The following is a 13771-nucleotide window of genomic DNA, read 5'->3' as shown; positions in this document are numbered from 1 at the left end:
AAGGTGGTGAAAGACTAACCGGCACGCGTGGCGGCAGGCGCGTCGTCCATCTCGAACAGCTTGCCGGGATTCAGCAAAAGATGAGGATCGAGCACATGTTTGATCCCGCGCATCAAAGCGATCTCCTCGGCCGAGCGCGTACTCCACAGATAGGCCTTCTTGACCAGGCCGATGCCATGTTCGGCAGAGATGCTGCCGCCAAAACGCTGCAAGGCCTGCGCCAGCAACTTGGTCACCTGATCGCAGGCCGCCACGAAATCGGCCTGGCTGGTGCCATCGGGCTTGAGCACGTTGATATGCAGGTTGCCGTCGCCGATATGGCCGAACCACACCACATCGAAATGCGGATACGCATCGTGCAGCAACGCCTGGGTTTCGGCCAGGAACGCCGGCATCGCCGAGATGCGCACCGACACGTCGTTCTTGTACGGCGTGTAGCGCGCCAGCGCTTCGGTGATACCTTCGCGCAGCCGCCACAGTTGCGCGGCCTGCGCATCGCTCTGGCTGATCACCCCGTCGCTGACCCAGCCCTGCTCCATGCAGGTCTCGAATGCCGCCATCGCTGCGGCTTCCTGCGCCTCGTCGCCAGCAGCGAATTCAGTGACCACGTAATACGGATGCACCTGCGCAAATGGCGCCTGCGCGCCGTGCGCCAGCACGTGTTCGAGCGCGCGGTCGGTGAAGAACTCGAACGCCTCCAGCCGCAGCTGCGCGCGGAACGCGGCAAACACCTGCATCAACACCTCGAATGAAGGCAGCGCCAGCAGCATCACGTTGCTGGGCGGCGGCGGCTCGGTCAGTCGCAATGTCGCTTCGACCACCACGCCGAGCGTGCCTTCGGAGCCGATCATCAGATGGCGGAAATCGTAGCCGCTGGAATTCTTCACCAGCGCGTTGTTGAGCTCCAGCAGTTCGCCGGCACCGGTGACCACCTTCAGGCCGGCGACCCAATCGCGGGTATTGCCGTAGCGGATCACGCGGATGCCGCCGGCATTGGTGGCGATATTGCCGCCGATCGAACATGAGCCGCGCGCGGCGAAATCCACCGGATACACCAGCCCATGCTCGCGCGCGGCATTGTGCACCGCTTCCAGCGGCATGCCGGCCTGGACGGTGAGCGTGCGATCCACCGCATTGAACTCCAGCGGCTTGTTCAGGCGCTCCAGGCTCAGCACCAGCTCGCCGTTGGCAGCCACCGCACCGCCGGACAAGCCGGTGCGCCCACCCGAGGGCACTACTGCAACCGCGTTCGCATTGGCCCAGCGCAGCACCGCCTGCACCTCGTCCACCGCACCGGGCAAGGCGATCGCCAGCGGGTTGGGCGTCCAGCGCCGCGTCCAGTCGCGGCCGTAGTGTTCCAGGTCGGCCGGCTCGGTCTTCAAACGCAACGCGGGCACGGCCTGTTGCAACGAAAGGATGCGGGGATCGGTCATGGCACACGGCGCTGCGGTAGGAACCGCACAGCGTGCCAGTGCGCGCCAGGCGCGTCCAGTTGCACGGCGTGGCGCCGCCACCGCGTTGGATTCAGCTGAAACCGTTGCACCGCAAGGACTTTGCCTGCGCAAACACTGCGTTGCGGGCGCCCCATCACGCGGCCCATCTGGCATAGTTGCCGACCCGATTGCTGCAATGCGCTCCCCCATGTCGCCGAAGAGAACCTCGTTTCCCAAGCAGGACATCCGCGTCCTGTTGCTGGAAGGCATCAGCCAGACGGCCGTGGATGTGTTCCGCGCCGCCGGTTATTCGCAGATCGAACTGCACGCCAAGTCGTTGCCGGAAGACGAGCTCATCGCGCGCATCGCCGAGGCGCATATCGTCGGCATCCGCTCGCGCACGCAGTTGAGCGCCGAGGTGCTGGCGCATGCCAAGCGGCTGATCGCAGTGGGCTGCTTCTGCATCGGCACCAACCAGGTCGATCTGGACGCGGCCGAGCTGGCCGGCATCCCGGTGTTCAACGCGCCCTACTCCAATACCCGCAGCGTGGCCGAGCTGGTCATCGCCGAGGCGATCCTGCTGTTGCGCGGCATCCCGCAGAAGAACGCCGAGTGCCATCGCGGCGGGTGGTCCAAGTCGGCCGCCGGCAGCCACGAAACGCGCGGCAAGGTGCTGGGCATCGTCGGTTACGGGCATATCGGCACCCAGGTCGGCGTGCTGGCCGAGTCGCTTGGCATGCAGGTGATCTTCCACGACATCGAAACCAAGCTGTCGCTGGGCAACGCGCGCGCGGCGATCGATCTGGACGACCTGCTGGCACGCGCGGACGTGGTGACCCTGCATGTGCCGGAGACGCCGTCGACCAAGGACATGATCGGCGCGGCGGAAATCGCGCGCATGAAGCACGGCGCGCATCTGATCAATGCCTCGCGCGGCACCGTGATCGACATCGACGCACTGGACGCAGCGCTGAGCTCGGGCCAGATCGGCGGCGCGGCGGTGGACGTGTTCCCGATCGAGCCCAAGGGCAATGGCGATGCGTTCGAATCAAAGTTGACCGCACACGACAACGTGATCCTGACCCCGCACGTGGGTGGCAGCACGCTGGAAGCGCAGGACAATATCGGCGTCGAAGTGGCCGCCAAGCTGGTGCGCTACAGCGACAACGGCAGCACCCTGTCGGCGGTGAACTTCCCCGAAGTCACCCTGCCCGAGCACCCCGACAGCCTGCGTCTGCTGCATATCCACCGCAATGTGCCGGGCGTGCTGTCCAAGATCAACGAACTGTTCTCGCGCCACAACGTCAACATCGACGGCCAGTTCCTGCGCACCGATCCCAAGGTGGGCTACGTGGTGATCGACGTCAGCGCCAGCGAGGCGCAGGCCACCGCATTGAAGGAAGGCCTGGCCTTGATCGAAGGGACCTTGCGGACGCGCATTTTGTACTGAGCGGACTTCGTACCGAGGTGATCCCTTCTGCCAACGGGAGAAGGTGTCCCGAAGGGCCGGATGAGGGGCGCTGCGGCCAACTTCGGCGCGTCTGCCATGGCAAACGCGTCGCCACGCGCCAGTAAGGGTGACTCGTAGACTGGCAGCCGGTGCCTGGCCGTACTCTCCCCCAACCCCCGCTCCGCGCCCCGGCCCGCGTTTGCCGCGCGGGCGCTCCCAGGCACGCGCGCCCATGGCGTGCAAGCTGTGCCTGCTTGTCTCGACGGGAGAGGGGCTTTCGCAGACCTGAGCACGAAAAAGCGTCTCATCACTCACCCACTGCTTCCAAGGCCATGACAGCGAATAGCCGAGGCAGCAGCGTGGCCGGGGATTGGCGGAAAGCGGCACAGGGATGTGCCGCGGCGGCGAGTCAGACAGGATGTCTGACCGAGCCGGGCAGCCGATCGCCGGCCGCGCTGCTGCCACCCACCGAAGCCGCTAAGCGACAGGCCAGGCCGCGCTTGTGGCGCGCAAGCAGTGCCTGCTCGCCCCCACGGGAGAGGGGCTTTGATTCGCAGACGTAAGCGTTCGGCAACGTCTCATCACTCACTCAATGTTTCCAAGGTCATGACAGCGAATGGCCGAGGCAGCGTGGCCGGGGATTGCCGAAAGCGGCGCACGGATGCGCCGCGGCGGCGAGTCAGACAGGATGTCTGACCGAGCCGGGCAGCCGATCGCTGGCCGCGCTGCTGCCACCCACCCAAGCCGCTAAGCGACAGGCCAGGCCGCGCTTGTGGCGCGCAAGCTGTGCCTGCTCGTCTCGACGGGAGAGGGGCTTTCGCAGACCTGAGCACGAAAAGGCGTCTCATCACTCACCCACTGCTTCCAAGGCCATGACAGCGAATGGCCGAGGCAGCAGCGTGGCCGGGGATTGGCGGAGAGCGGCACACGGATGTGCCGCGGCGGCGAGTCAGACAGGATGTCTGACCGAGCCGAGCAGCCGATCGCCGGCCGCGCTGCTGCCGCCCACCGAAGCCGGCAAGTAACAGGCGTGCCCGCGCTTGCGGCACCCGAGCCAGTGGCGCGCAAGCAGTGCCTTATCGCCCCGACAAAAGGGGCTTTGACAAGCTGCTCAACGCACGCGCGCCACCCACTTCTCCGCCATGCGCCGCATCGACGGATCCAGCTGCGGATCGGCAAGCAGCTCGGCGACCGGGCGCCATGCCAGGGCCAGCGATTCCTCGCTGACTTCGAATGCCTCGTCCGCTCCCGCCACCACCACATAGCGCGCATCGTAATGCCAGTGCCCGGCCACCTCGCCGCGCGCGGGAATCCAGTGCCGGTCCAGGTCGAAGATGGCCGCGTCAGCCAGGCGCAAGCCGGTCAATCCGGACTCCTCCTGCGCCTCGCGCAAGGCCACCTGCGCCAGGTCGCGGTCGCCGTCGGCGTGCCCGCCCAGCTGCAGCCAGCGTTGCAGCTTGCGGTGATGGGTCAGCAACGTGCGCGTGCCATCGGCGCTGACCACCCACGCCGAGCCGGTGAAATGACCTTCGACACGCTCGCGCAGGAACGGGTTGGTGGCATCGTCCAGCAGCTGAGCGAACTGCTCGGCCAGTTCCGCTTCGTCCGGCCAGCGTGCGCGGTAGTCGGCCAATCGCTGTTGCAGGGTTGCATCCACCATCTGTCGTTCCCGGTCGCCCATCGCGGGCCAGGCGGCCATTATCGCCATTCATGCTGCGTACGTGCTTGTCGTGAGCGTGTAGCTTTGGCAAGGTAGGCCGCTTGCCTGTCCCACCGGGACGCGGCGCACCACCTTCGCCCAGGCGCGCGCGCCTTAGTTGCCACTTAGGGATGTACCGAATGCTGAAGTCTCTGTTGAGGGTCAAACCGATCGAGCCCGCTGGACATGTCGACGGGGGCGAACCGGTCGAAGGCAGCCTGCAAGGCGAAGCCACCCTGCAACGCACCCTGACCGCCAAGCACCTGATCATGTTGGGAATCGGTGCGGTGATCGGCGCCGGCATCTTCGTGTTGACCGGCCAGGCCGCTGCCAACCATGCCGGCCCGGCGGTGATGCTGTCCTTCGTCTTCGCCGGCATCGCCTGTGCGTTCGCCGGCCTGTGCTACGCGGAGTTCGCGGCGATGATGCCGGTCTCCGGCAGCGCCTACTCGTATTCATATGCCACCCTCGGCGAGGGCATCGCCTGGTTCATCGGCTGGTGCCTGGTGCTGGAATACCTGTTCGCCGGCTCCAGCGTTGCGGTCGGCTGGTCCGCCTACCTGATCAGTTTCCTGACCGGCACGCTTGGATTGCCGTTCCCGGCCGAGCTGGCCGGGGCACCACTGGCCTGGGACGGCCACAACTTTGTCAGCTCCGGCAACCTCATCAACCTTCCGGCCGTGCTGATCGTGGCTGCGGTGAGCATGCTGTGCTACGTGGGCGTCACCCAGTCGGCGTTCGCCAACGCCATCGTGGTGGCGATCAAGGTCGTGGTGATCTGCCTGTTCGTCGGCTTCGGTATCGCCTACATCGACCCGGCCAACTGGCATCCCTTCATCCCGGAGAACACCGGGCCGGGCCAGTTCGGCTGGGACGGCGTGTTCCGCGCCGCGTCCATCGTGTTCTTCTCGTATATCGGCTTTGACGCGGTCTCCACCTCCGCCGGCGAGACCAAGGATCCGCAGAAGAACATGCCGATCGGCATTCTGGTATCGCTGGCGGTCTGCACCGTCATCTACATCATCGTCTGCGCGGTGCTGACCGGCCTGCTGCCCTATACCCAGCTCGGCACCGCCAAGCCGGTAGCCACCGCGCTGGAAGCGCACCCGCAACTGACCTGGCTCAAGACCGCGGTGGAGATCGGCGCGATCGCCGGCCTGTCCTCGGTGGTGCTGGTGATGCTGATGGCGCAGCCGCGCATCTTCTACACCATGGCCAAGGACGGGTTGATGCCCCGACTGTTCGGCAAGGTGCATCCGAAGTTCCATACCCCCTATGTCGGCACGATCTTCGTCGGCGTGGTCGCGGCGTTGCTGGCAGGGTTGATCCCGCTCAGCGTGCTGGGCGAACTGGTGTCGATGGGCACCCTGCTCGCCTTTGCCACCGTGTGCGCCGGGGTGATGGTGCTGCGTTTCACCAAGCCGGATCTGCCGCGCCCGTTCCGGGTGCCGCTGGCGATGCTGATCTGCCCGCTGGGCGCGCTGGCCTGCCTGTTCCTGTTCTTCCAGGCCTTCCAGGAACACTGGAAGGTGTTCGTGGGCTGGACCATGATCGGCCTGGTCATCTATTTCGGTTATGGCATTCGCCATAGCCGGCTGGCCCGCAAGGCTTGATTGCGAGTCCCTCGCAAGAGCCCGCACATCCGTGTGCGGGGATTTGACGACACGAGTCCCTCGCAACAGCCCGCACATCTCGCACACGCCCGCACCGCTACGTGCAGGGATTCAACAGGAACCGCTGCATGTTCAAGCAACTCTGGGCCACCAAGCACCCGCACGCCAGCCACGAGGCGGCCGACGGGCTGGGCCTGCAACGCGCACTCGGGCCGTGGGGGCTGACCGCCCTGGGCATCGGGGCGGTGATCGGCGGCGGCATCTTCGTCATCACCGGCCAAGCCGCGGCCGACCATGCCGGCCCGGCGATCATGCTGTCGTTCGTGCTGGCCGCGGTGTGCTGCGCGTTCTGCGCAATGGCCTACGCCGAGTTCGCGGCGATGGTGCCGGTGTCCGGCAGCGCCTACACCTATACCTATGCCACCTTCGGCGAACTGGCGGCCTGGTTCATCGGCTGGATGCTGGTGCTGGAGTACGGCGTGTCCGCCTCGGCGGTGGCGGTCAGCTGGACCGGCTATTTCCTCAGCCTGCTGGAACATTTCAACATTCACCTGCCGCCCGCCCTGGTCAGCGCGCCGCTGGACGGCAAGCTGCAGCGCACCGGCGCGATCGCCAACCTGCCTGCCGCCGGTATCGTGCTGCTGCTGACCTGGCTGTGCTACGTGGGCATCCGCAAGTCGTCGGCGATGAACATGGCGATGGTGATCCTCAAGACCGGGCTGATCCTGCTGGTGATCGCGGTGGGCTGGAAGTACGTGGATACCGCCAACTGGCACCCGTTCATTCCGGCCAACGAAGGTCCGGGCAAATATGGCATGGAAGGCGTGCTGCGCGGCGCGGCGATGGTGTTCTTCGCCTATATCGGCTTCGAGGCAGTGTCGGTGGCGGCACAGGAATCGCACCGCCCGCAACGCGACCTGCCAATCGGCATGATCCTGTCGCTGGTCATCTGCACCGTGCTCTACATCGCCATGGCGGCGGTGATGACCGGCCTGGTGCCCTACACCCTGCTCGGCACCGACGAGCCGGTGGTGACCGCGGTGGCGGCGCATCCGCAGCTGGCCTGGTTGCGCGTGGTGGTGGAAGTCGGCGCGCTGATCGGGCTGTCGTCGGTGGTGCTGGTGATGATCATCGGCCAGCCGCGCATCTTCATGATCATCGCGCGCGACGGGCTGCTGCCGTCGATCTTCACTCGCATCCATCCCAAGTACCGCACCCCGCACGTCAATACCGTGATCACCGGCGTGGGCATCGCCCTGCTGGCAGCGGTGTTCCCGCTGGATGTGCTGGGCGAGCTGACCTCGATGGGCACGCTGATCGCGTTCGCCGCGGTGTGCGCCGGCGTGCTGATCCTGCGCCGTACCCACCCGGAACTGCCGCGTCCGTTCCGCATGCCGGTGGCCTGGCTGATCTGCAGCGCCGGCGTGTTGAGCTGCCTGGCCCTGCTGTCGGCGATGACCCTGCACAACTGGATGCTGATGGGGGTGTGGACGCTGGTCGGGCTGGTGGTCTATTTCGGCTACGGCTATCGCCACAGCCGTCTGCGCGACGGTCGCTGAGCACACGCGTGGGCTGAGAGGGACTGATAGGACGCCCGCGCGCCGGTCTATCGCAGAGCGGCTGATCTGGGCGGGCTGATCTTTAGCTTGGTTGGTGGGCGCTGATCTGCGGCCTGGCTGCAGGGCCCTTGCCCGCCCACCCTCGCGGGACACGCCGCAAGTACGTCCCTGTAGGCTCTTACGCGGCATCCATGCCGCGTAAGGTCCCGCGATGGTGGGCGGGCAAGGACCTGTCGAGATAGTCGTACGCAGGGTTGCGAGCAGAGCATGCAGTGTGTTGCTCGGATAGCATCGCTTCCGATCCGGTTCCTGATTCAACCCGAGCAACAAGCAGCTTTCACAAGACCACCGATTCACTCTCTGGTGCGGTGGCCTTGCCGATTGCGGGACCGTGTGGCGGCATGGATGCCGCCACCGAGCCTACATGGACGTACTTGCGGCGTGTCCCGCGGGCGGTGAGGGCACCGCGCGCTCGACCGACCAGGCATTTGAACTGGCCTTCTGACTGCATCCAACAACAGACGACTGACAAACCCACCGCGCTCACTACCAGGCGCGCGCTCCTCACGTTTAGTAGGCCGCTCTGGGTACGGGCGTGGCGGGAACAAAACCCTGCTGCGCTGCACCTGACCGTAATCCGGCGGGGCAGTAGAATAGGTCCATGAATGCGACCACTGCCCCCCTGCCCTATAGCGCCGCGCGTCTGCACGAGCTGGCGCACCTGCTGATCGGCAATATCCGCGAACTGGCCCAGGCCGGCTGGACGCCGGCCACCAGCAGCAATTTCTCCCATCGCCTGGACGAACAGCACGCGGCGATCACCGTGTCCGGCCGCGACAAGGGCCGCCTGGTCGAAGAAGACATCATGGTGGTGGACTTCGATGGCCTGGCGGTTGGCCGCCCGTTACGCCCGTCTGCGGAAACACTGCTGCACACCCAACTGTATCGCCGCTTCCCCGAGATCGGCTGCGTGCTGCACACGCATTCGCCGGTGCAGACCATTGCCTCGCGGCTGTACGCCGGCAGCGGCATGATCCGGCTGGAGGGCTATGAGCTGTTGAAAGCCTTCGAAGGCAACACCACACATGAAACGGCAGTGGACGTGCCGGTGTTCGCCAATACGCAGGACATGCAGGTGCTGGCCGCGCAGGTCGAGGCCCTGCTGGACAAACAGAGCCTGTGGGGGTATCTCATCGAAGGACACGGTCTGTATGCCTGGGGCCGCAACATGGCCGAGGCGCGCCGTCACCTGGAGGCCTTCGAATTCCTGCTGCATTGCGAACTCGAACTGCTGAAGCTGCGCGGCCCGCGCTGAGTCCTCGCCACCTCCCCCTTTCCTTGTGAGCCAGATCGCCATGAGCCGACTTCGCATCTACAACGATTCCGATCCCAACCTGCCGCAGCTCGATAGCCGCGACGGCGAGCAGATTGCCGCCGAGCTGAGCAAGATCGGCGTGACCTTCGAGCGCTGGAAGGCCAATCAGCCGATCGAGCCGGGCGCATCACCCGAGCAGGTGATGGCAGCCTACCGCGAGGATATCGAGCGGCTCAGCGCCGAGCGTGGGCTGAAGACCGTCGATGTGGTCAGCATCGCGCCGGACAATCCCAAGCGCGAGGAAATGCGCGCCAAGTTCCTGGACGAGCACTTCCACAAGGAAGACGAGGTGCGCTTCTTCGTCGCCGGCTCGGGCCAGTTCACGCTGCACGTGGACAACAAGGTCTACGAGATCGAATGCGTGAAGGACGACCTGATCGCCGTGCCCGACAGCACCCTGCACTGGTTCGACATGGGGCCGGAGCCGCACTTCGTGGCGATCCGCTTCTTCACCGAGCCCGATGGCTGGGTCGGCCACTTCACCGGCACCGAAATCGCCCAACAATTCCCCCGCTACGCCCCCGAGAAACCTCCAAAGGCCAGCTGACGATGACACGACCGCAAGCGATCCTCACCGATATCGAAGGCACCACCAGCAGCATCTCGTTCGTCAAGGACGTGTTGTTTCCGTATGCGCGCCGCGCCATGCCGGCCTACGTGCAGGAGCACGGCGGTCACCCGCAGGTGCGGCACTGGCTCAACCAGGTGGCCGACGAGATCGGCGAGGACGTGCCGGACGAAGTCCTGGTCAGCACCCTGCAGACCTGGATCGACGAGGATCGCAAGCACACCGCACTCAAGGCGCTGCAGGGAATGATCTGGAGCGACGGCTACAAGACCGCCGACTTCACCGCGCACATCTATGCCGATGCGGCGATCCAGCTGCAGGCCTGGCATGCGGCCGGCATTCCGCTGTACGTGTATTCGTCCGGCTCGGTGCCGGCGCAGAAGCTGTTCTTTGCCCATAGCGATGCCGGCGACCTGAGCGCGCTGGTCACCGACTGGTTCGATACCGAAGTCGGTCCCAAGCGCGAGAGCGCCAGCTACCGTCGCATCGCCGAACGCATCGGCGTGCCGCCGGGCGAAATCCTGTTCCTGTCGGACGTGATCGAAGAGCTGGACGCCGCCAAGCGTGCCGGCTTGCGTACCGCGTTGCTGGACCGTCGCGAGGATTACCCGACCCCACGCTCGGCCGACGAGATCGGCAGCCACCAGCGCGTGGAAAGTTTCACCGAGCTGGCGCTGTAAGCGCGATCGGCAAGCCCGCTGCGCTCATCCTCGGGTGAGCGCAGTTGTTACTCGACCTTGCATGCGCTCCTGATGCATTGCGGTTCAAGCGCGCCGTGCGCACCCGCCTGACGGCAGGCCCGCGGCGCTGTTGCAGGCGTGGCTCAGCCGACCTTGCCGATGCGCAGTGGCGAGACTTGGCAGGCCTGCTGCAGGCAACGTGTTCTGCAAGATGTGCTTGAAGCGGATCGATGGACGTTGTGCAACGTCATGGCCTGCGTTGCGATCACTGCGCCCCCGCGCTCCACCCGTCCTCCCAGACCTCGGCGTTTGTCATGTCGCTGCATTCCCCTTTCGGACCGAGCGCCTTGCTGCGGCGACTCTCCTTGTTGATCGTCATCGTGGCCTTGATGGCCGGCTGTCATCCCGATGCCGGTGCCGCACTGCCGAACCAGGCGGCGGCAGGCAAGGATGAGGTCGACCCGGTCGACCAGGCGGCGCTTGCGCAGGCATTGAACGCGCTGCAGCCACAGCGTCCTGGGGTGACCGACCTGTATGTGGTCGGCTTCGCCGGCGATGCCAGCGACGATGTGTTTCGCAACGAGACGCTCTACCTCAGGCAGCTGTTCGAACAACGCTTCGCTGCGCGCGGCCGCGTGGTGACGCTGGTCAACAACCCCGACAATCTGGGCGAGCAGCCGTACGCACCGCTGGCAACCTATGACAACCTGTACGACACGCTCGCCGCAATCGGCAAGCGCATGGATCGCAAGGAAGACGCGCTGCTGCTGTTCGTCACCACCCATGGCACCGAAGACCACACGCTGTACGTGCAGCTGGACCAGGACGAGGAAGACTTCATCAGCCCGCAGGATCTGCGGCAGGCATTGGACGATGCCGGCATCGGCAATCGCATCATCGTGCTGTCGGCGTGCTACTCGGGCGGCTTCATTCCGGCGCTGCGTTCGCCGGACACGCTGATCCTCACCGCCGCGCGTGCTGACCGGCCCTCGTTCGGCTGCGGCAACACCTCCAATGCAACCTACTTCGGCCAGGCTTGGCTGATCGATGCGATGAACCGCAGCGACGACCCGCTGGCCGCATTCGATATGGCCAGGACAGCGATCACCGCGCGCGAGAAGCAGGAAGGCGAACTGCCGTCGTTGCCGCAGCAATCACTCGGCAAGCGCATCGCGCCGGTGCTGGCACGCTGGCGTGCGGGACTACAGGTAGGCCCGGCCGTGGCCTACCCGTATCCGCCGCTGGAGACCGCTCCGGATGCCGGGCAGGACCAGGATCCGGAATCCGATCCCGATAGCAGGTCGCTGGACGATCCGACCAAGGTCAAGGTGCCGGCCGCACCGGCCAGCCCGCGCAAACCGTCGCCCGTGCCGGCACCCGCAACGCCATGAAGATTGCCACGCGCTGAGACTAATTCTCATTTCGTCAGCGCTGGCGCAGCCTCGCTACACTCGCCCGGCCAGCCAGCTCACGCCAGCCAGCACCGATCCCCGCCAGCGCGCCATCGCCTGCCAGCCCGGATCCCGAAACGCCTCCCTCGTGGAGGCGTTTGTGTTTCCGGCGATAGGGTTCAAGCATCAACGAACCAACAACCAAACACCGTAGGAGCGCATTGATGCGCGACGGGCTTCACCCAAGAACCCCCGCACCACGCACGCATCCCTATCAGGGATCGGCGCGCTGCAAGCGATACACCGTGCGTGCGCTGTACTGCCCGGTCGGCAGCGATGCGCGCACGTCCACCGCGTGCTCGCCCACCTCCAGCGTGGTCGGCAACGCACCACGCCATAGATGCGTGGACGGCGTGGCCTCGGGCGAGCGGTCGTAGCCGCGCAATTGCTCGGCCGCATCGTCGCGCACGTTCTCGGCCAGCAGGCGCGGATCGGCGCGCTCCACCCGCTTCATCGGCTGCCATGCGCCATTGTCGATGCGCATCTCGACGAGGGTGTCGTCTTGGCCCATGAAGACATTGGCGTAGATCCCCCAGGCCGCATACGCACCCTGGCGCAGCACCTTGGGCGCGTGCAGCAGCAGTTGCGCATCATCGACCGAGCGCGCGACGTGATAGGCCAGCGTATAGTCGCCGCCGGGCGCGACCTGCAGCACCGCGTACCCGTTCGGCGTGCCGTCGCTCATCGTCGCGTCGGGAATGCCGTCGGCATCCTTGGCACCGGACCAGAACGCCCCGCAGGCCGCGCCGACGTTGTATTCGTGCAGCGGGCGGGCGCCCTGCCAACCTTCGTCGGCGCCGTGATCGACCTGTCGCTGGGTATGGCTGTGTGCGCTGAGCACCAGCACATGCGGAAAATCCTTCAACAAGGCGAACAGGCGGCGACGATCGGCATGCCGAAAGGTCTCCTGCCCCGGCGCCGCGTCGAACAACGGAATATGCATGCCCAGCACCAGCAGCCGCTCGCGCGGCAGCTGCGCCAGATAGGCCTGCAGGAACGTGAACTGATCCTCGCGCAGGCCGCCCACATAAGCCGGTTTGCCGCCTGGCGTATAGATCACATCGTCCAGGAACACGAAGCTGGCGTTGGCCTCTTCCACTGCATAGGTGTCCGGGCCGTAGACGGCACGCCAGCTGTCGAGCGAATGCGCATCGTCGCCGGCGTCGACGTTGAGATCGTGATTGCCCGGCACATGGAACCACGGCACCCCCAATTGGGTGGTGACCTTGTTCAAGGCCGGGTACAGGCTCAGATCGTCGCTGACGATATCGCCCAGCGTGGTGCCCAGCCTGGCCGAGGTCTTGCCGACGATCGGTGCCACGATATCGCGCTGGTAGTAGCCCACGTCGGTCAGGCTGGCGGTCTGGCTGTCGGCAAACACCAGCATCTGGAAGCCTTCCTTGCCGGCACTGGCGCGCGGGGTCAGCGCAAAATCCCAGTGCTGCGTATTGCGCCCGGTTGCGGCGATGCCCGGGTATTTGCGCTTGGCCGAGCCCTTGGGCGCGTAGTGACGCCAGAAACCCGGCAGTCCGTCGGCCGCTGGCACGAAGCTGCGCTCGCCCGGTTTGATCACGAACACCGTCTGCCCGTCACGCACCGGCAGGCGATAGCGGCCTTGCGCGTCGGTACGCACCAGTTGCTCGCCGTTGGAGACCGCTACATCGGCAATGCCCGGCTCATCGGCGCTGCGCCCGGCACGCCCGTCGCGTTCTTCGTAGATGGTGCCATCGACCACGGCATCGCGCGCGTAGGCGCTTCCCGCGAGCACACCCAGGGCCAACAGAGCGAAGCGAAGCTGCATGCGTTTTCCCGCGCGAAGATCAGCGGAAATTGTACCCGCCCTCGCCAGGCGCACGGCGCGAAAGACACGCCGACACGTGCCCCGTAGGAGCGCACCCGGGCGCGACGGGCCTTACCCCTAACGCGTCGCGCCCGGGTGCGCT

The 13771-nt window shown here is 65.8% G+C and carries 10 protein-coding genes; 7 read left to right on the top strand and 3 right to left on the bottom strand.

Annotated elements, in window-relative coordinates; translation table 11 throughout:
* Positions 1-14: 14 nt before the first annotated feature.
* Positions 15-1433: a D-2-hydroxyglutarate dehydrogenase gene (locus tag ABQ137_RS10165; RefSeq protein WP_349782260.1), complete on the bottom strand. Its 1419-nt coding sequence runs from the start codon at positions 1431-1433 to the stop codon at positions 15-17.
* A 208-nt stretch (positions 1434-1641) separates the two neighbouring features.
* On the opposite strand from ABQ137_RS10165, the gene serA reads away from it, so the two are divergent.
* Positions 1642-2883: a phosphoglycerate dehydrogenase gene (serA, locus tag ABQ137_RS10160; RefSeq protein WP_046342447.1), complete on the top strand. Its 1242-nt coding sequence runs from the start codon at positions 1642-1644 to the stop codon at positions 2881-2883.
* A gap of 1111 nt (positions 2884-3994) precedes the next feature.
* Here serA and ABQ137_RS10155 read toward each other — a convergent pair.
* Positions 3995-4582 carry an NUDIX hydrolase gene (locus tag ABQ137_RS10155; RefSeq protein WP_349782257.1) on the bottom strand — a complete coding sequence of 196 codons (588 nt, stop codon included), beginning with the start codon at positions 4580-4582 and terminating at the stop codon, positions 3995-3997.
* A gap of 140 nt (positions 4583-4722) precedes the next feature.
* Between ABQ137_RS10155 and ABQ137_RS10150 the strand changes: the two genes are divergently transcribed.
* The 6 genes from ABQ137_RS10150 (at position 4723) to ABQ137_RS10125 (ending at position 11768) form a co-directional block, all read left to right on the top strand.
* Positions 4723-6195: an amino acid permease gene (locus ABQ137_RS10150; RefSeq protein WP_026064795.1), complete on the top strand. Its 1473-nt coding sequence runs from the start codon at positions 4723-4725 to the stop codon at positions 6193-6195.
* 128 nt (positions 6196-6323) lie between these two features.
* On the top strand, positions 6324-7754 hold the full coding sequence (locus tag ABQ137_RS10145) for an amino acid permease (RefSeq protein ID WP_349782255.1): 1431 nt from the start codon (positions 6324-6326) through the stop codon (positions 7752-7754).
* Between the two features lie 661 nt (positions 7755-8415).
* Positions 8416-9069 carry a methylthioribulose 1-phosphate dehydratase gene (locus tag ABQ137_RS10140; RefSeq protein WP_016904399.1) on the top strand — a complete coding sequence of 218 codons (654 nt, stop codon included), beginning with the start codon at positions 8416-8418 and terminating at the stop codon, positions 9067-9069.
* 40 nt (positions 9070-9109) lie between these two features.
* A complete protein-coding gene (locus tag ABQ137_RS10135) occupies positions 9110-9676 on the top strand; it encodes a 1,2-dihydroxy-3-keto-5-methylthiopentene dioxygenase (RefSeq protein WP_024937737.1) in 567 nt (188 codons plus the stop codon).
* Positions 9677-9678: 2 nt separating this feature from the next.
* Complete coding sequence (mtnC, locus tag ABQ137_RS10130) at positions 9679-10377, top strand: acireductone synthase (protein WP_349782253.1); 699 nt, start codon at positions 9679-9681, stop codon at positions 10375-10377.
* 314 nt (positions 10378-10691) lie between these two features.
* A complete protein-coding gene (locus ABQ137_RS10125; protein ID WP_349782251.1) occupies positions 10692-11768 on the top strand; it encodes a C13 family peptidase in 1077 nt (358 codons plus the stop codon).
* 274 nt (positions 11769-12042) lie between these two features.
* Here ABQ137_RS10125 and ABQ137_RS10120 read toward each other — a convergent pair whose 3' ends face one another.
* A complete protein-coding gene (locus ABQ137_RS10120) occupies positions 12043-13629 on the bottom strand; it encodes a calcineurin-like phosphoesterase C-terminal domain-containing protein (RefSeq protein ID WP_349782249.1) in 1587 nt (528 codons plus the stop codon).
* Positions 13630-13771 lie beyond the last annotated feature (142 nt).

The organism is Xanthomonas sp. WHRI 8393 (assembly GCF_040203315.1).
In the GTDB taxonomy this organism is placed as follows: domain Bacteria; phylum Pseudomonadota; class Gammaproteobacteria; order Xanthomonadales; family Xanthomonadaceae; genus Xanthomonas; species Xanthomonas arboricola.
The sequence above is the reverse complement of the archived record's forward strand: the minus strand, read 5'-3'. Positions and strand labels throughout refer to the sequence as shown.

What these genes read in the sequence shown, in the direction of transcription:
- ABQ137_RS10135 (WP_024937737.1), top strand. Translation starts at nt 9,110, where the DNA reads ATGAGCCGACTTCGCATCTACAACGATTCCGATCCCAACCTGCCGCAG.
- mtnC (WP_349782253.1), top strand. Translation starts at nt 9,679, where the DNA reads ATGACACGACCGCAAGCGATCCTCACCGATATCGAAGGCACCACCAGC.
- ABQ137_RS10155 (WP_349782257.1), bottom strand. Translation starts at nt 4,582, where the DNA reads ATGGCCGCCTGGCCCGCGATGGGCGACCGGGAACGACAGATGGTGGAT.
- ABQ137_RS10165 (WP_349782260.1), bottom strand. Translation starts at nt 1,433, where the DNA reads ATGACCGATCCCCGCATCCTTTCGTTGCAACAGGCCGTGCCCGCGTTG.
- ABQ137_RS10140 (WP_016904399.1), top strand. Translation starts at nt 8,416, where the DNA reads ATGAATGCGACCACTGCCCCCCTGCCCTATAGCGCCGCGCGTCTGCAC.
- ABQ137_RS10145 (WP_349782255.1), top strand. Translation starts at nt 6,324, where the DNA reads ATGTTCAAGCAACTCTGGGCCACCAAGCACCCGCACGCCAGCCACGAG.
- serA (WP_046342447.1), top strand. Translation starts at nt 1,642, where the DNA reads ATGTCGCCGAAGAGAACCTCGTTTCCCAAGCAGGACATCCGCGTCCTG.
- ABQ137_RS10150 (WP_026064795.1), top strand. Translation starts at nt 4,723, where the DNA reads ATGCTGAAGTCTCTGTTGAGGGTCAAACCGATCGAGCCCGCTGGACAT.
- ABQ137_RS10125 (WP_349782251.1), top strand. Translation starts at nt 10,692, where the DNA reads ATGTCGCTGCATTCCCCTTTCGGACCGAGCGCCTTGCTGCGGCGACTC.
- ABQ137_RS10120 (WP_349782249.1), bottom strand. Translation starts at nt 13,629, where the DNA reads ATGCAGCTTCGCTTCGCTCTGTTGGCCCTGGGTGTGCTCGCGGGAAGC.